Here is a 19,857-nt window from a genome sequence, read left to right on the forward strand (position 1 = left end):
CACCACGGCGCACCCACGAAGCCACCCCACCTGCCCGCCGACCACCCCGCTCCCGAAGCCCGACCCCGAGAGGTTCTGATGTCGGAACAAGAAAAGCTGCTCGGTTACCTCCGGCGGGTGACGGCTGATCTGCACCAGACACGGCAGCGCCTGCAGGACGTGGAGTCCGCGGCCCGCGAGCCGATCGCGATCGTCGGGATGAGCTGCCGCTTCCCCGGCGGGGTGCGCTCCCCCGAGGAGTTCTGGCGGCTGCTGAGCGGGGCCGAGGACGCCATCACACCGTTCCCCGACGACCGCGGCTGGGACCTCGGCTCGCTCTACGACGCGGACCCCGACCGGCCCGGCACCTCCTACGCGCGCGAGGGCGGATTCCTGCACGACGTCGGCGACTTCGACGCCGACTTCTTCGGGATCTCACCGCGTGAGGCGCTGGCGATGGATCCGCAGCAGCGGTTGCTGCTGGAGACCTCGTGGGAGGCCATCGAACGGGCGGGCATCGATCCCGCCTCGCTCAGGGGCAGCCGGTCCGGAGTGTTCGTCGGCGCCGTGGCCCCCGACTACGGGCCGCGGGTGCACGAGGCCACCGACGGTGTCGAGGGCCACCTGGTGACCGGCAGCGCCATCAGCGTCGTGTCCGGGCGCGTGGCCTACACCCTGGGCCTGGAGGGCCCGGCCGTGACGGTGGACACCGCGTGTTCCTCGTCGCTGGTCGCCCTGCACCTGGCCGTACAGGCCCTGCGCCAGGGGGAGTGCTCCCTCGCCCTGGCCGGTGGCGTCACCATCATGGCCACGCCCGGCACCTTCATCGGCTTCAGCCGGCAGCGCGGACTCGCGCCCGACGGCCGGTGCAAGCCTTTCGCGGCGGCGGCCGATGGTTTCGGGCCCGCGGAGGGCGCGGGCATGCTGTTCCTGGAGCGGCTCTCCGACGCACACCGCAACGGGCACCCGGTGCTGGCCGTCGTCCGGGGCACGGCGACCAACCAGGACGGTGCGAGCAGCGCCCTCTCCGCCCCCAACGGCCCGTCCCAGCAGCGGGTGATCCGCCAGGCGCTGGCCAACGCCGGGCTCACGGCCGGGCAGGTCGACGCCGTCGAGGCGCACGGGACGGGTACGAAGCTGGGCGACCCGATCGAGGCACAGGCGCTGCTGGCCACCTACGGCCGTGAGCGCGCCGCGGACCACCCGCTGCTGCTGGGGTCGGTCAAGTCGAACATCGGACATACGCAGGCGGCTGCCGGTGTGGCCGGTGTGATGAAGATGGTGCTGGCGATGCGGCACGGCGTGCTGCCCCGCACCTTGCACATCGACGAGCCGTCCCCACACGTGGACTGGACGGCGGGCACCGTCGAACTCCTCACCGAGGCCACGGCATGGCCCGAAGGTGAGGAGCCGCGCCGGGCCGGTGTGTCCTCGTTCGGCATCAGCGGCACCAACGCCCACGCCATCATCGAACAGGCGCCGCTGCCACCGTCCGCCACCGCCACTGACACCACGTCCGGCGACGACGTGGCGGGGACGGAGGAGGCGGAGGCGCCCCGGACGGCGCTGCCGCTCGTCCCCTGGCCGCTGTCCAGCAAGTCCGAGGCGGCGCTGCGCGCCCAGGCCACGCGGCTGCTGGACCATGTGGAGCGGCACCCGGAGGTTCCGGCCGAGGACATCGGACTGTCCCTCGCCACCACGCGGACCGCCTTCGACCACCGCGCGGTCGTGCTGGCCCCGGGCCGTGCGGAGGGCGTACGGATCCTGGCCGACCACCTCGCGGGCCGGGGCGCCTCCGGGCTGGTCGAAGGCGTCGCCAAGCACAGCGCCGGGGTCGCCTTCGTCTTCCCCGGCCAGGGGTCGCAGTGGGTGGGCATGGCGGCCGGGCTGCTGGATTCCTCGCCGGTGTTCGCCCGGCGGATCGACGAGTGCGCGGCGGCGCTGGCGCCACATGTGGACTGGTCGCTGGTGGATGTGCTCAGCGACCCCGCGGCGCTGGAGCGGGTGGACGTCGTACAGCCCGCCCTGTTCGCGGTGATGGTGTCGCTGGCGGAGCTGTGGCGCTCGTACGGGGTGGAGCCTTCGGCGGTCATCGGCCACTCGCAGGGTGAGATCGCGGCGGCGTGTGTGGCGGGTGCGTTGTCGCTGGAGGATGCCGCGCGCGTCGTAGCCCTGCGCAGCCAGGCCCTGCGGGCGCTGTCCGGGCGCGGTGGCATGGCGTCGGTCTCGCTGCCCGTCGAGCGCGTACGGGAGCGGCTCGCGGCATGGGGCGAGCGGCTGTCGGTGGCGGCGGTGAACGGCCCCTCGGCGGTCGTGGTCTCCGGTGACGCCGATGCGCTGGACGAGCTGCTGGCGGCGTGCGAGGCGGAGGAGATCCGGGCGCGCCGCGTCCCCGTGGACTACGCCTCGCACTCCGCCCACGTCGAGAGCCTCGAGGACGAGATCCGGCGCACCCTCGCCGGGATCGCTCCGCGCTCCTCCTCGGTGCCGTTCTACTCCACGGTGACCGGTGGTGTGCTGGACACCACCGAGCTGAACGCCGGCTACTGGTACCGCAATCTGCGCGCGACGGTGCGTTTCGACGAGACCGTACGGGTGCTCCTCGACGAGGGCTTCCAGACGTTCGTGGAGGCCAGCGCGCATCCGGTGCTCACCATGGGCATCGAGCAGACGGCCGATGACCACGGCACCCCCGTGGCGGCCGTCGGCTCGCTGCGCCGTGACGAAGGCGGCCCGGACCGGTTCCTGACCTCCCTGGCGGAGGCGCACGTCGGCGGCATCGCCATCGACTGGCGGACGGTGTTCGCCGGAACCGGCGCGCACCCCGTCGACCTGCCCACCTACGCCTTCCAGCACCAGCGCTACTGGCTCGCCTCGGCCACCTCCGCGCGCCCCACCGAGGGCACCCCGGCCGAGGACGGTGCGGACACGCACTTCTGGCAGGCCGTGGAGCGCGAGGACACCGAGGCGCTGGCCGCCACGCTCCAGGTCCAATCCACCGAGCAGCGCACCTCGTTGGGCACCGTCCTGCCCGCCCTCGCGCAGTGGCGTCGGCAGCGGCGCTCCGAATCGACCGTGGACGAGTGGCGCTACCGCGTGATCTGGCGCCCCAAGAGCGGCACCCCGGCCGCCTCGCTTCCGGGGCCATGGCTGCTGCTCGCTCCCCGCGCCTGCCCGGACGACCCGCTGGTCACGGCCTCCCGCGAGGCGCTCGCGGCACACGGCGCCGATGTCGTCCTCGTCGAACTGGGCGCGGACGACGCACACCGCGCCACGGTGGCCGAGCGGCTGCGCGCCGCCACCGCCGACCACCCGCTGGACACGCTGTCCGGCGTGCTGTCACTGCTGCCGCTGGACGAACGCCCGTACCCCGACCATCCCGTGGCCACCACCGGCCTGACCCTGACCCTCGCCCTGATCCAGGCCCTCGGCGACCTCGGCGTCCGCGCTCCGCTGTGGTGCGCCACCCACGGCGCGGTGTCCATCGGCAGCTCCGATCCGCTCACCAGCCCCGCCCAGGCGGCGGTGTGGGGCCTGGGCCGGGTGGCCGGAGTGGAGTACCCCGACAGCTGGGGCGGGCTGATCGACCTGCCGCGCACCATGGACGCCCGGGCCGGCGCCCGGCTCGCCGGAGTGCTCGCGGACGGCGGCCCCGAGGACCAGGTCGCGATCCGCGCCTCGGGCGTGATGCTGCGGCGGCTCGAGCCCGCACCCCTCGGGAACACCCCCGCACGGCGCACCTGGAAGCCCCGTGGCACGGTGCTCATCACCGGTGGCACCGGTGCCCTCGGCACCCATCTGGCCCGGTGGCTGGCGCACAACGGCGCCGAACACCTGGTGCTGACCAGCCGCCGCGGGCTCGCGGCCCCCGGCGCCGAAGACCTGGTCGCCGAACTGGCCGAACAGGGCACCCAGGTCACGGTCGCCGCGTGTGATGTGGCGGACCGTGCCGCGCTCCAGCGTGTTCTCGCGTCCGTGCCCGACGACCGGCCGCTCACCGCCGTCATCCACGCCGCGGCCCATATCGACCTGGCCGGGCTGGGCGCCACGACCTCGGCGGAATTCGCCCAGGTCATGGACGCGAAAGTGGCGGGCGCTGCCCATCTGGACGAGCTGCTGGGCGACACCCCGCTGGACGCGTTCGTGCTGTTCTCCTCGGTGTCCGGGCTGTGGGGCGTGGGCGACCACGGTGCGTACGCCGCCGCCAACGCCTACCTGGACGCGCTCGCCGAGCGGCGGCGGGCGAACGGCCTGACGGCCACCTCGGTGGCCTGGGGAGTGTGGGACGCCACCGGCGACAACATGCCCGAGGCCCTGGACCTGGACCAGTTGCGGCGGCGCGGACTGCGGTTCATGGACCCGGCGCTCGGCATCGCCGCGCTGCGGCAAACGCTCGACCACGACCAGACCCATCTGGCGATCGCCGATATCGACTGGGAAAACTTCATCCCGGTCTTCACCTCCGCCCGCCCCAGCCCGCTGCTGGACGAACTGCCCGCGATGCGACGCGTCCAGGAGGGCACCGACACCGCCGGGGCGGTCGCGAACGCGTCGGCCGACGCCGCGTCGGGCCTGCGGCAGCGGCTGACCGGACTGACCCCCACCGAGCGTGAGCACACCGTCCTGGAGCTGGTGCGCGCGCAGGTGGTTTCCGTCCTCGGACACGCCACCCCGGACGCGGTGGATTCCGAGCGCGCGTTCAAGGACCTCGGCTTCGACTCGCTGACGGCCGTCGAACTGCGCAACCGGCTGAACGCGGCCACCGGGCTGCGTCTGCCCGCCACACTGGCCTTCGACTACCCCAGTACCGCCGTCCTGAGCGAGTACATCCTCACCGAGCTGGCGGGGACGACGGCCGACGAGGCGGACGCCCTCGCCCTCCCGCAGACGGCGGCAGGGGCGGAGGCGGCCCGGGCCATGCCCGTGGACTCCGACGACGACTCCATCGCCATCGTGGCGATGAGCTGCCGCTACCCCGGCGGGGTGTCCTCCCCCGAGGAGCTGTGGCAGCTCATCATGTCCGGCGGTGACGCGATCGGCGGGCTGCCCACCGACCGCGGCTGGGACATCGAGGGCATCTACGACCCGGATCCGGACGCGCCCGGCAAGACGTATGTGCGGGAGGGCGGTTTCCTCTACGACGCGGGTCACTTCGACCCGGCGTTCTTCGGTATCTCGCCACGTGAGGCGCTGGCGATGGACCCCCAGCAGCGGCTGCTGCTGGAGACCTCGTGGGAAGCCTTCGAGCGCGCCGGTCTGCCCGCGCTCGCGCTGCGCGGTAGCCGCACCGGCGTCTTCATCGGCTCCAACTACCAGGAGTACGGGCCGCGGGTGCATGAGGCGCCGGAGGGCTCCGAAGGCCACCTGATGACGGGGAGCGCGGCCAGCGTCGTGTCCGGACGCGTCGCGTACGCCTTCGGCTTCGAGGGCCCCGCGGTGACGGTGGACACCGCGTGCTCCTCGTCCCTGGTGGCACTGCACCTGGCGGCGCAGGCGCTGCGGAACGGGGAGTGCTCGCTGGCGCTCGCCGGGGGCGTCGCCGTCATGCCGAACCCCGGTGCCCTGATCGGCTTCAGCCGGCAGCGCGGCCTGGCGCTCGACGGCCGCTGCAAGGCGTTCGCGGGGGCCGCGGACGGAATGGGGCTCGCGGAGGGCGTCGGTGTGCTGCTGCTGGAGCGGCTGTCGGACGCGCGGCGGAACGGGCACCGGGTGCTGGCCGTGGTGCGGGGCAGCGCGGTCAACCAGGACGGTGCGTCGAATGGTTTGACGGCGCCGAACGGTCCGTCGCAGCAGCGGGTGATCCGGGCGGCGTTGGAGAGTGCTCGGTTGTCGGCCGCTGAGGTGGACGCGGTGGAGGCGCATGGTACGGGCACGAAGCTGGGCGATCCGATTGAGGCTCAGGCGCTGCTCGCGACCTATGGGCGGGAGCGCAGCGCCCAGGACCGGCCGTTGTGGCTGGGCTCGGTCAAGTCCAACATCGGTCATACGCAGGCCGCCGCGGGTGTGGCCGGTGTGATGAAGATGGTGCTCGCCATGCGGCACGGTGTGCTGCCGAGGACACTGCACGTCGATGAGCCGTCGCCGCATGTGGATTGGTCGGCGGGTGCGGTGGAGTTGCTGACGGATGCGGTGGAGTGGCCCGAGACGGATCGTCCGCGGCGTGCGGGGGTGTCGTCGTTCGGGATCAGTGGCACCAACGCGCACGTCATCCTGGAACACGCCCCCGAGGAGCAGCCCGTCGCCGGGCCGGTGACCGACGCGCCTGATGAGTCGGTGCTGGTGCCGTGGGTGGTGTCGGCGAAGTCCGAGGGCGCGTTGCGGGCACAGGCGGAGCTTTTGTTGCCCTATGCCCGAGGTGAGGCCGGGGCGGAGGCGTCGGACACGTCGGTGGCCGATGTGGCGTTGTCGCTGGTCACGACACGTTCGGCCCTCGATGAGCGGGCGGTGGTGCTGGCGGGCGACGGTGAGGGGTTTGCGGCCGGGTTGGAAGCGCTGGTGGATGGTGTACCGGCGGCGGGTGTGGTGCGGGGTTCGGTGGTGCCGGGAAAGCTGGCGGTGGTGTTCTCGGGGCAGGGTAGTCAGCGGGTTGGGATGGGTCGGGAGCTGTATGAGGTGTTCCCGGTCTTCGCGGAGGCGTTTGACGAGGTGTGTGCGCTGTTCGACGTGGTGTTGGCGCGTCCGCTGCGGGATGTGGTGTTCGGGGATGTGCCGGGGCTGGATGGGACGGGGTTTGCTCAGTGTGGGTTGTTCGCGGTGGAGGTGGCGCTGTTCCGGTTGGTGGAGTCGTGGGGTGTGCGGCCGGATTTCGTGGCGGGGCATTCGATTGGTGAGCTGGTGGCGGCGTATGTGGCGGGGGTGTTGTCGCTGGAGGACGCGTGTGTGTTGGTGGCGGCTCGGGGGCGGTTGATGCAGGCGTTGCCGTCGGGTGGGGTGATGGTGTCGGTGCAGGCGGCTGAGGCGGATGTGCTGCCGCTGCTGGCTGGTCGTGAGGCTGCGGTGAGTGTGGCGGCGGTCAACGGTCCGCGTTCGACCGTGATCTCCGGTGCGGAAGCAGCGGTGGTGGAGGTCGCCGGGCTGTTGGAGGCCGAGGGTGTCAAGACGAAGCGGTTGCGTGTCTCGCATGCGTTCCATTCGCCGTTGATGGAGCCGATGCTGGCGGAGTTCCGGCGGGTGGCCGAGGGGTTGTCGTATGCGCCGCCGCGTGTCCCCGTCGTGTCGAATGTGACGGGTCTGGTCGCGGATGCCGAGGCGCTGTGCTCGGCCGAGTACTGGGTGCGACACGTCCGCGAGACCGTGCGCTTCGCCGATGGTGTGGAGTGCCTGTCCGGGCAAGGCGTGGTCACCTACCTGGAGTTGGGCCCCGACGGAGTCCTCTCCGGGATGGGGCAGGAGTGTGCGCCGGACGCCGTCTTCGCCCCCGTTCTCCGCAGCGGCTGGGGAGAGACCGCCTCGGTCATGGAGGGACTGGCCCAGATCCATGTGCGGGGTCGCTCCGTGGACTGGGCCGCCCTGGTCGCACCGGCGCGCCCCCGGCCCGTCGAGCTGCCCACGTACCCCTTCCAGCGGGAGCACTTCTGGCTGGAGTCGTCCGTCACCACGGCTGAGACGGGCCCCACGGGCGCGGTGGAAGCCGACTTCTGGGACGCGGTGGAGCGTGAGGATCTGCCCGCGCTCTCGGACACGCTGGCGGTCGCGGACGAGAACGGCGCCGGTGAATCGCTGGCTGCGGTGCTGCCGGTGCTGTCGTCGTGGCGTCGCCGTGGACGTGAGCGCGCCACGGTGGACGGGTGGCGCTACCGCGTGTCGTGGTCGCCGGTGTCCGACGGATCCGGGACGGTGACGGGTCCGTGGCTGGTGGCGGTCCCCGCGGGGATGGCCACCGACCCGTGGGTGTCGGCGTGTGCGGACGCGCTTGCCGGGCGTGGTGCACGGCCGGTGATGGTCGAGCTGGGGCCTGATGACGCCGACCGTGAGCTGATGGCGGCGCGGCTGCGTGAGGTTCTGGCCGGGCCCGAAGCGGCCGATGCCACGGGCGTGTTGTCCCTGCTGGCGCTGGCCGAGGGCCGCCACGGCCAGTATCGGTCGGTGCCCCTGGGCGTGGCATTGACGCTGTCGCTGGTGCAGGCGGTGGGCGATGTGGGCGTGGCCGCTCCGGTGTGGTGTGCGACGCGCGGTGCGGTCGCGGTCGCTGGTTCCGAGGGCGTGCGCGCGGTGGAGCAGGCGGCGGTGTGGGGCCTGGGCCGGGTCGCCGGTCTGGAGGTGCCCGAGCGGTGGGGCGGGCTGCTGGATCTTCCCGAGGTGTGGGATGCGCGGGCGGCGGATCGCCTCGTGGCTGTGCTGAGCGGTCGTACGGGCGAGAGCGAGGTCGCGGTGCGCGGCTCGGGAGTCTTCGCGCGCCGTATCGTCCGGGCGTCGGCCGGCGGGCATGGCGTCGGGGGCTGGGAGCCGTCGGGCACGGTGTTGGTGACTGGTGGTACGGGTGCGTTGGGTGCCCATGTGGCGCGGTGGTTGGCGCGGGTGGGTGTGGAGCATCTGTTGCTGGTGTCGCGTCGTGGGCCTGGGGCTGTGGGTGTGGATGAGCTGTGTGCCGAGCTGCGTGAGTTGGGTGCTCGGGTGACGGTTGTGGCGTGTGATGTGGGCGATCGTGGTGCGTTGGCGGGGGTGTTGGCGGGGGTGCCGGAGGAGTTGCCGTTGACGGCGGTGGTGCATGCGGCGGGTGTGCTGGATGACGGGGTGCTGGACGGGCTGTCGGTGGAGCGGTTCGAGGGTGTGCTGCGGGCGAAGTCCGAGGCGGGGTGGCATCTGCATGAGTTGACGCGGGAGCTGGAACTTTCGGCGTTTGTGTTGTTCTCGTCGTTCTCGGGGACGGTGGGTGCCGCTGGGCAGGCCAACTATGCTGCGGCGAACGCGATTTTGGAGGCGTTGGCGGAGTGGCGGCGCGGGGCGGGGCTTCCGGCCACCTCGGTGGCCTGGGGCCCCTGGGCCGACCACGGCATGGCCGTCAGCAGCGCCGAGGTCAGCCGCACCATCCGGCGCAATGGCATGACAGCGATGGATCCACGGCTGGCCCTGGCGGCGCTGGAGCGCGCCATCACCCACCCGGACGCGGCGCTCGCCGTCGTCGACGCCGACTGGGAGCGTTTCGCCGACACCTTCGAGGCCCGGCGGCTGTCCCGGCTGCTCAGCGGGGTCCCGGAAGTCCGGAAGCTGACCGCGACCGCCCGGCCCGGCGACACCGACCCCGCACACACCGAGGAGTCCTCGGCACTCGTCCGTCGTTTGGGGACCCTGTCCGAGGCCGAACGGCGGCGCACCCTTCTGGAGCTCGTGCGCGCCCATGTGGCCGCCGTACTCGGTCACAGCGGTGTGGACGCCATCGGGCCCGGCCGCGCCTTCATGGAGATCGGCTTCGACTCCCTGACCGCGGTGGGCCTGCGCAACCGGCTCAGCGAGGCCACGGGCGTTCAGCTCCCGGCCACCCTGGTCTTCGACTACCCCACACCGACCGCGCTGGCCGGATATCTGCTCACCGAACTGCTCGGCAGCCACCAGCAGACGGACGGCGCGAGGGCGGACGTGGCCACGACCGCGTCCACCGCGGCGGACGAGCCGATCGCGATCGTCTCGATGAGCTGCCGCTTCCCCGGCGATGTACGCTCCGCCGACGACCTGTGGCGGCTGCTGGCCGCCGGAGAGGACGCCGTCTCGGCCTTCCCCACGGACCGTGGCTGGGACCTCGAGGGGCTGTACGACGCGGATCCGGACGCGCTCGGAAAGAGCTACGTACGCGAGGGTGCGTTCCTCTCCGAGGTGAGCGGCTTCGACGCGTCCTTCTTCGGCATCTCGCCACGTGAGGCGCTGGCGATGGACCCCCAGCAGCGGCTGCTGCTGGAAACGTCATGGGAGCTGTGGGAGCGGGCCGGAATCGACCCGGAAACGGTGCGCGGCAGCCGCACCGGCGTGTTCATGGGCACCAACGGGCAGGAGTACGTGTCCCTGGCCGACCGGGCCCCGGAGACCACCGAAGGCTATGTGGCCACCGGCAACGCGGCCAGTGTCGTGTCCGGCCGCATCTCGTACACCTTCGGCTTCGAGGGACCCGCGATGACGGTGGACACCGCCTGTTCGTCGTCCCTGGTGGCGCTGCACCTGGCGGCACAGGCGCTGCGACAGGGCGAGTGCTCCCTCGCCCTCGCCGGTGGCGTCTCGGTGATGGTGTCCCCGCGTGGCTTCGTGGAGTTCAGCCGCCAGCGGGGCCTGGCGCCGGACGGCCGGTGCAAGCCGTTCGCGGCGGCCGCGGATGGCACCGGCTGGGGCGAGGGTGTGGGCATGCTGCTGCTGGAGCGGCTGTCGGACGCGCGCCGCAACGGCCACCAGATCCTCGCGGTGGTGCGTGGCTCCGCCGTCAACCAGGACGGTGCGAGCAACGGCCTCACCGCGCCCAACGGCCCGTCCCAGCAGCGGGTGATCCGCCAGGCGCTGGCCAACTCCGGGCTCACGGCCGGGCAGGTCGATGCCGTGGAGGCGCACGGGACGGGTACGACGCTGGGCGATCCGATCGAGGCGCAGGCGCTGCTGGCCACGTACGGCCGGGAGCACACCGGCGACCAGCCCCTGTGGCTGGGCTCGGTCAAGTCCAACATCGGGCATACGCAGGCGGCCGCCGGTGTGGCGGGCCTGATCAAGATGGTGCTGGCCATGCGGCACGGTCTGCTGCCCGGGATGCCGAACGTGGACGAGCCCTCCCCGTACGTGGACTGGTCGCCCGGCACCGTCCAGCTGCTGACCGGCGCCACGCCGTGGCCCGAGACCGGTCGGCCGCGGCGGGCGGGCGTGTCCTCCTTCGGCGTCAGCGGCACCAACGCGCACGTCATCCTCGAGCAGGCGCCCCCGCCGCAGCAGGTGGCCGAGCGGCTCGCCGTGGACGAGCCCGCCGGCGGCCTGGTGCGGTTGCCCGTCACACCCTGGCTGGTCTCGGGCAAGTCCGAGGCCGCGGTGCGGACACAGGCGGACCGGCTGCTGGCGCATGTGCGCGAGCGGGCGGAGCTCTCGGCCGATGACATCGGCCTGTCGTTGGCGACCACGCGTAGTGCGTTCGAGCACCGTGCGGTGGTGCTGGCCGCGGACCGGAACGGTCTGGCAGATGGTCTGGCGGCACTCGCGGAGGGCCGGGACCTCCCGGGGCTGATCCGGGGTGTGGCGGGTGCTGATGGTCGTGCGGTGGTGGTCTTCCCTGGTCAGGGGTCGCAGTGGGTGGGGATGGCGGCGGGGTTGCTGGAGTCGTCGCCGGTGTTCGCGGAGCGGTTGGCTGAGTGCGCGGCGGCGTTGGCGCCGTTTGTGCAGTGGTCGTTGGTGGAGGTGCTCAGCGACCCCGCGGCACTGGAGCGGGTGGATGTGGTGCAGCCGGTGTTGTGGGCGGTGATGGTGTCGTTGGCGGAGGTGTGGCGTTCGTACGGGGTCGAGCCTTCGGCGGTTGTTGGCCACTCGCAGGGTGAGATCGCGGCGGCGTGTGTGGCGGGTGGGTTGTCGTTGGAGGATGCGGCGCGGGTGGTGACGTTGCGGAGCAAGGCGTTGCGGGCGTTGTCGGGGCTGGGTGGGATGGTGTCGGTGTCGCTGCCGGTGGAGGCCGTACGGGAGCGGCTGGGCCGGTGGGGTGAGCGGTTGTCGGTGGCGGCGGTGAACGGCCCGTCGGCGGTCGTGGTCTCCGGTGACGCCGACGCGTTGGACGAGTTGCTGGCGGTGTGTGAGGCGGACGGGGTCCGGGCGCGTCGTATCCCCGTGGACTACGCCTCCCACTGCGCTCATGTGGAGTCCATCGAGGGCGAGGTGCTGCGGGAGCTGGCGGGGATCAGTCCTCGGCCGTCGTCGGTGCCGTTCTATTCGACGGTGACCGGGGGCGTGCTCGATACGGTCGATCTGGACGCCGCGTACTGGTACCGCAATCTGCGCCGGACAGTGCGCTTCGACGAGACCGTACGCGCCCTGCTGGCCGACGGCTTCGATATGTTCATCGAGGCCAGCGCCCACCCCGTTCTGACGATGGGCGTGGAGCAGACCGCCGAGGAGCACGGCGCCCGTGTCACCGCCGTTGGATCCTTGCGCCGTGACGAAGGCGGTCTCGACCGGTTCCTCGCCTCCCTGGCCGAGGCGTACGTGGGCGGCGCGTCCGTCGACTGGGCGGGGATGTTCGCGGGCACCGGCGCGGGGCGCGTCGATCTGCCGACGTACGCATTCCAGCGTCAGCGCTTCTGGATCGAGCCCTCAGCCGTGACGGGCGATGTGTCGTCGGCCGGGCTGGTCTCCGCCGACCATCCCCTGCTCGGCGCGGCGGTCGCGCTGCCCGAGTCCGGCGGGCAGCTGTTCACCGGTCGGCTCTCCCTCCGGACACACCCGTGGCTGGCCGACCACACTGTTCACGGCACCGCGCTGCTCCCCGGGTCCGCCCTGGTCGAGTTGGCGCTGCGAGCCGGGGACGCGGTCGGCTGCGGCCACCTGGAGGAGCTGACGCAGGAAACGCCCCTCGCCGTTCCCGAGAGCGGCGCCGTCCAACTGCAACTGACGGTGAGCGGCCCGGACGACTCCGGACGACGCACCGTGAACCTCTACTCCCGCTTCGAGGACGGGCCCGCCGACCTGCCCTGGACCCACCATGCCACCGGTGTGCTGACCACGGAGGGGCCCACGGCGCCGGCGGAGACCGGGCTCGGCCAGTGGCCGCCGGCGGATGCCTCGCCGATCGACCTCGCCGACCGGTATCCGAGTGCGGCCGCGCACAGCGGTCTCGAGTACGGTCCGGCGTTCCGCGCCCTGCGCCATGCGTGGCGTCGCGGTGCGGAGGTCTTCGCCGAGGTGGCGTTGGCGGAGGACATGCGCTCGGAGGCCGATCGCTTCGGCCTGCATCCCGTGCTGCTCGACGCGGCCCTGCACGCCGTGGCCGATCCCACGGCCGACGACGACGGCCGCGTCCGGCTCCCGTACCGGTGGACCGGGATGTCCTTGTACGCCACCGGCGCGACGACCCTGCGGGTACGGCTCTCCACCGAACGGCCGGACGGCATGGCGATCCTGCTGGCCGACGAATCGGGCCATGCGGTGGCCGACGTGGACGCGGTGGCGACCCGCACCTTCACATCGGAGCAGCTCACCGGGGGCCGGAGGCCCCATGAGTCGCTGTTCCGGGTGGAGTGGATGAGTGTCCCGGCAGGCTCCGCCGATGTCGAGCCGCACCGCGCCCACTGGGCGATCGTCGGCCCTGAGGGCGCCGAACTGCGCACCGCGCTCGAATCCAGCGGTGGCCGGATCGACGAGTACGACGACATGGGCGCGCTGCTCCGGTCCGGCGCATCGGCCGTGGCCGTACCCGACCTCGTACTCCTGCCGTTCCTCACCGCCTCGGCAACCGAGTCCGTCGCGGCGGAAGACGACCTCGTGACCGTGGCAGAGCGGGCGCACCAGGCGACGCATCGCGCCCTGGACGCGCTCCAGGTGTGGCTGGCCGAGGAGCGGTGCGCCGACTCGCGGCTGGTGGTGGTGACGCGGGGTGCGGTGGCGGCCGTACCGGGTGAGGACGTGCCGGACGCGGCGGCTGCCGCGGTCTGGGGTCTGGTGCGCTCGGCGCAGGCCGAGCATCCGGACCGATTCGTCCTGGTGGATCTGGAGAACCTGGAGTGGGCCGCCGAGGCGATCGGCGCGGCGGTGGCCACCGGAGAACCTCAGATCGCCGTGCGTGGGGGTGGTGTGTGCGCTCCCAGGCTGACCCGGGCCCTGGTCCCCGTGGCGCCTCGGCGAGAGGTGGTGTGGGAGCCCGACGGTTCGGTGCTGATCACGGGTGCCAGTGGTGTGCTGGGCGGTTTGGTGGCGCGTCACGTGGTCGCCCGCCATGGCGTGCGCGGCGTGGTGCTGGTGTCGCGTCGCGGCCGCGACGCGGCGGGTGCGGCGGAGCTGGAAGCCGAGCTCGCCGACATCGGCGCACGCGTGGTGTTCGAGGCGTGCGATGTCGCCGACCGTGAGGCGTTGGCGGGCGTGCTGGCGCGCATTCCGGCGGATCGTCCGTTGCGTGGTGTGGTGCACGCGGCCGGTGTGCTGGATGACGGTCTGGTGGAGTCGTTGACGCCGGAGCGCATCGACGTGGTGTTGCGGCCGAAGGTCGATGCCGCGGTGCATCTGGATGAGTTGACGCGGGATCTGGATCTGTCGGCGTTCGTGATGTTCTCGTCGGCCGCTGCCACGTTCGGCGCGGCGGGGCAGGGGAACTATGCGGCGGCGAACATGTTCCTGGACGCTCTGGCGGCGCGCCGTCGGGCGCGTGGGCTTGCGGGGGTCTCGTTGGCCTGGGGCTTCTGGGCCGAACGCAGTGACATGACCGGCCACCTGGGCGAGGTCGACATGGCCCGGATGGCACGGTTCGGTATGACCCCCCTGACCGCCGATGAGGGGCTCGCGCTCTTCGACGCGGCACGCACGACCGATGACGCCCTGCTGGTGCCGACGCGCATGGACGTCGCGGTGCTCCGCGCACACGCCCGGCCCGGAGCCACTCCCGCTCTGCTGCGCCACCTCATCGGCGCCCCGGCCCGACGGGTGATCGACGCCGCCGCCGACGACCAGGGCGGCGCCACCGCCCTCGTACGCCGTCTCACGGGTCTGCCCCGGTCCGAGCGGGAGGACGTCGTGCTGGAGCTGGTGACCGATCACGCGGGAGCCGTGCTCGGCCATCCCGAGTCGGACGCGATCGCTCCCGACCGTGCGTTCAGCGACATCGGCTTCGACTCGCTCACCGCGGTCGAGCTGCGCAACCGTCTCAACGCCGCCACCGGTCTGCGGCTTCCGGCCACGCTGGTCTTCGACTATCCGACACCGACCGCGGTCGCCCGCCACATCCTCGGCGAGGTGATGGGCTCCGCCCAGGCCGAAGTCGAAACTCCGCCCCTCGACCGGACGCAGGACACGCCGTCAGCGCGCGAGGCCACGACCGACGATGAGCCGATCGCCATCGTCGGAATGGGCTGCCGCTTCCCGGGCGGTGTGCGGACGCCCGAAGAGCTGTGGCAACTGCTCATCAGCGGCGGGGACGCGATCTCGGGGCTGCCCGACGATCGCGGCTGGGACCTGGAGGGTCTGTATCACCCGGACCCCGATCACCGGGGCACGGCGTATGCGCGTGAGGGTGGTTTCCTGTATGACGCGGGTGATTTCGATCCAGAGTTCTTCGGGATTTCGCCGCGTGAGGCGGTGGCGATGGATCCGCAGCAGCGGTTGCTGTTGGAGACGTCGTGGGAGGCGCTGGAGCGGGCCGGTATCGACCCGGCGTCGGTGCGCGGCAGCCAGACCGGCGTCTTCTGCGGACTGACCTACCACGACTACACCGATGCGGTGCAGCAGGCCGGCGAGGCCACCGAGGGCTACCTCATGACGGGCAACGCCGGGAGCGTCGCCTCGGGGCGCATCTCCTACACCTTCGGCTTCGAGGGACCCGCGGTGACCGTGGACACGGCCTGCTCGTCGTCCCTGGTGGCGCTGCACTGGGCCGCCCAGGCGCTGCGGCAGGGCGAGTGCTCGCTGGCCCTCGCGGGTGGCGCCACGGTCATGGCCAGCCCGCTCGCGTTCGTCGAGTTCAGCCGCCAGCGCGGGCTGGCCCCGGACGGGCGCTGCAAGCCCTTCGCGGGAGCCGCGGACGGCACCGGCTGGGCCGAGGGTGTCGGGATGCTCCTGCTGGAGCGGCTGTCGGACGCACGGCGGAACGGTCACCAGGTGCTCGCGGTGGTGCGCGGCAGCGCCATCAACCAGGACGGTGCGTCGAACGGGTTGACGGCGCCGAATGGTCCGTCGCAGCAGCGGGTGATCCGGGCGGCGTTGGAGAGTGCTCGGTTGTCGGCTGCTGAGGTGGACGCGGTGGAGGCGCACGGTACGGGCACGAAGCTGGGCGATCCGATTGAGGCTCAGGCGTTGCTCGCGACGTACGGGCAGGAGCGTGGCGCGGAGGACCGGCCGTTGTGGCTGGGTGCGATCAAGTCGAACATCGGTCATGCGCAGGCGGCCGCCGGTGTGGCGGGTGTGATGAAGATGGTGCTGGCGATGCGGTATGGGGTGCTGCCGAAGACGTTGCATGTCGATGAGCCGTCGCCGCATGTGGATTGGTCGGCGGGTGCGGTGGAGTTGTTGACGGATGCGGTGGAGTGGCCGGAGACGGGCCGTCCGCGGCGTGCGGGTGTGTCGTCGTTCGGGATCAGTGGCACCAACGCGCACGTCATCCTGGAACACGCCCCCGAGGAGCGGCCCGTCGCCGGGCCGGTGACCGACGCGCCTGATGAGTCGGTGCTGGTGCCGTGGGTGGTGTCGGCGAAGTCCGAGGGTGCGCTGCGGGCCCAGGCGGAGCGGCTGCTGCCGTACGCGCGCGGTCGGGCCGGGGCGGAGCCGTCGATGGCCGATGTGGCGTTGTCGCTGGTCACGACGCGTAGTGCGTTTGAGCATCGTGCTGTGGTGCTGGCCGCTGACCGGGCTGGTCTTGTCGAAGGCTTGGAGGCGCTGTCGATTGGCGATCCGGCGCCGGGCGTGGTCCAGGGCTCTGTGGTGCAGGGCAAGTTGGCGGTGCTGTTCTCGGGGCAGGGGAGTCAGCGGCTCGGGATGGGGCTGGGGCTGTATGGGGCGTTCCCGGTATTCGCGGATGCCTTCGATGAGGTGTGTGGGCACTTTGAGGGCGTGCTGGAGCGTTCGCTGCGGGAGGTGATCCGTGGGGACGTGTCGGGGCTGGATGAGACGGCGTATACCCAGTGTGGGTTGTTCGCGGTGGAGGTGGCGCTGTTCCGGTTGGTGGAGTCGTGGGGTGTGCGGCCGGATTTCGTGGCGGGGCATTCGATCGGTGAGCTGGTGGCCGCGCATGTGGCGGGTGTGTTGTCGCTGGAGGACGCGTGTGTGTTGGTGGCGGCTCGTGGGCGGTTGATGCAGGCGTTGCCGTCGGGTGGGGTGATGGTGTCGGTGCAGGCCGCTGAGGCGGATGTGCTGCCGCTGCTGGCCGGTCGTGAGGCCGAGGTGAGTGTGGCGGCGGTCAACGGTCCGCGCTCGACCGTGATCTCCGGCGCGGAAGAAGTCGTGGTGGAGATTGCCGGGCTGCTGGAGGCCGAGGGCATCAAGACCAAGCGGCTGCGCGTCTCCCACGCCTTCCACTCGGCCCTGATGGAGCCGATGCTGGCCGAGTTCCGCCAGGTGGCCGACGGGTTGTCGTACGCGCCTCCCCGCATCCCCGTCGTGTCCAACGTGACGGGCTCGATCGCTGACTCCGAGACGTTGTGCTCCGCCGAGTACTGGGTGCGGCACGTCCGCGATACCGTGCGGTTCGCGGACGGAGTGCGGAGTCTGGCGGGCGCGGGCGTCACCACCTTCCTGGAGCTGGGCCCTGACGAGGTGCTGTCCACGATGGGCGAGCAGTGCCTGCCGGAGGAGACAGCAGATGTCGCCGTCTTCCTGCCCGCCGCGCGCTCCGGTCGCGACGAGGTCGAGACCGCACTGACGCTCGCCGCCGGGGCCCATGTCCGAGGTGTGCCGGTGGACTGGACGGCCGTGCTCGCGGCCATCGCCGGACGGCCGGCCCGGCGGGTGGAGCTGCCGACGTACGCCTTCCAGCGCACGCGCTACTGGGTTGCGACAGGGGCGGCGCCGGAAGCCCGGCCCGGCACGGCAGACGCTCACCGCGAGTCCGCCGACGCCGGCTTCTGGGACGCGGTGGAACGCGAGGACCTGTCGGCGCTCGCGGAGACGCTGGCCATCGAGAGCGAGGCCGTCACGGGTGAGTCGCTGGCGGCAGTGCTGCCGGTCCTGTCGTCGTGGCGGCGTCGCAGCCGTGAGCGGTCGCAGGTCGACGCGTGGCGCTACCGGATCGCCTGGTCGCCGGTCTCCGAGGTGGCGACCGCGTCGCTGACGGGATCGTGGCTGGTGGCGGTGGACGCCGGGCTGGCCGAGGACGCGTGGGTCGCGGACTGCGTGGCGGCCTTGGCCACGCGGGGCGCGCTGCCCGTGGTCGTCGAGCTCGAGGATGCCGACGCCGACCGTGAGGCGGTGGCGGCGCGGATGCGCGAGGCTCTGGGCGGCGCGGACCGGGCCGGTGAGGTCGCGGGGGTGCTGTCGCTGCTGGCTTTGGCCGAGGGACGGCATGGCCGGTATGCGGCGGTGCCATCGGGCCTGGCGCTGACCTTGTCCCTGCTTCAGGCGATTGGGGACGTGGGTGTGGGCGGCCGTGTGTGGTGTGTGACGCGGGGGGCGATGGCGACGGGCGGTTCGGAGAGCCCGCTGAGCCTCGAGCAGGCGGCGGTGTGGGGGCTGGGCCGGGTCGCCGGACTGGAGGCCCCGGAGCGCTGGGGTGGCCTGGTCGACCTGCCGCAGACGCCGGACGGCCGGGCCCTGGAGCGTCTGACCGCCGTCATCAGCGGTGCCACCGGTGAGGACGAGCTGGCGGTGCGGGCGTCGGGTGTGTTCGCTCGCCGTGTGGTCCGTGCGGCGGTGGGTGCCGAGGGCGGGGAGGCGTGGCAGCCGTCGGGGACGGTGCTGGTGACCGGTGGTACGGGTGCGCTGGGCGCTCATGTGGCGCGGTGGCTGGCGCGGGCCGGTGCGGAGCATCTGGTGCTCGTGTCGCGGCGCGGTCCGGCGGCCGAGGGCGTGGACAAGTTGCGTGCGCAGCTTGCCGAGTTGGGTGCTCGGGTGACGGTTGCGGCATGTGATGTGGGCGACCGCGAGGCACTTGCCGGGCTGTTGGCTCGGGTGCCGGAGGAGTTCCCGTTGACGGCTGTGGTGCACACGGCCGGTGTGCTGGATGACGGTGTGCTGGACGGGCTGTCGGTGGACCGGTTCGAAGGCGTGCTGCGGGCGAAGGCCGAGGCGGCCTGGCATCTGCATGAGCTGACGCGCGAGCTGGACCTTTCGGCGTTCGTGCTGTTCTCCTCGTTCTCCGCGACGGTGGGCGGCGCCGGACAGGGCAACTACGCGGCGGCGAACGCCTTCCTGGACGCGCTCGCCGAACACCGCCGCGCCGAGGGCCTGCCCGCCACCTCCGTGGCCTGGGGGCCGTGGGCCGACGGTGGCATGGCCACCCAGGACGCGGCCATCAGCGGCCGCATGGAACGGTTCGGCCTGCCCGCGATGGAGCCCGAGCTGGCCGTCACCGCGATGGCGCGGGCCATCAACCAGCCCGACTCCTGCCCGGTCATCACCGACATCGACTGGCCGCGGTTCACCGCCGGTGTCGACGGCACCCGGCTCGGCCTCCTCTTCGGCGACATCGCCGAGGTCAGGACGGCACGGCAGGCCATCGACGCCACCCTGGACGGGCAGGCCGCCGGCGCCCACGGGCCGACGCTCGCCACGACACTCGCGGAGCTCCCGGCGGCGGAACGCGAACCCGCCCTGCTCGACCTGGTGCGTACGCATACGGCGGCCGTCCTCGGATACGCCACGCACGAGGGCATTGACGGCGAGCGTGGCTTCTTCGACATGGGGCTTGATTCGCTGACCGCCGTGGAACTGCGCAACCGGCTCAACGCGGCCACCGGGCTGCGGCTGCGGCCGACCGCACTGTTCGACTACGGATCGCCGTCGACGCTGGCCCGCCACCTCAAGGGGGAGCTGGTCGAGGACGAGGCAGCCACGGAGAAGTCCCTGCCCGCCGAGATCGACCGGCTCGAATCCGTCCTCACGGCCCTGCCGCAGGACGACATCACCCGGACGAAGGCCATCGTCCGGCTCCAGTCGGTGCTGGCCAAGCTGAGCGAACCCGTGGGCGGGGGCGGGAGCACCGTACGGGACGACAACGGCAACGACGACCTGGAAAGCGCATCGGTGGACGAGCTCTTCGATGTCATCGACCGAGAACTCGGAGACGCCTGACATGAA

1 protein-coding gene is annotated in these 19,857 nt (G+C 72.2%); it reads left to right on the plus strand.

The window, feature by feature from the left end; genetic code table 11:
* The first annotated feature begins 75 nt into the window (after nucleotides 1-75).
* On the plus strand, nucleotides 76-19,851 hold the full coding sequence (locus tag ACZ6TD_RS42905) for a type I polyketide synthase (protein ID WP_471358557.1): 19,776 nt from the start codon (nucleotides 76-78) through the stop codon (nucleotides 19,849-19,851).
* Nucleotides 19,852-19,857: the final 6 nt, after the last annotated feature.

It is taken from the genome of Streptomyces yongxingensis (genome assembly GCF_055597465.1).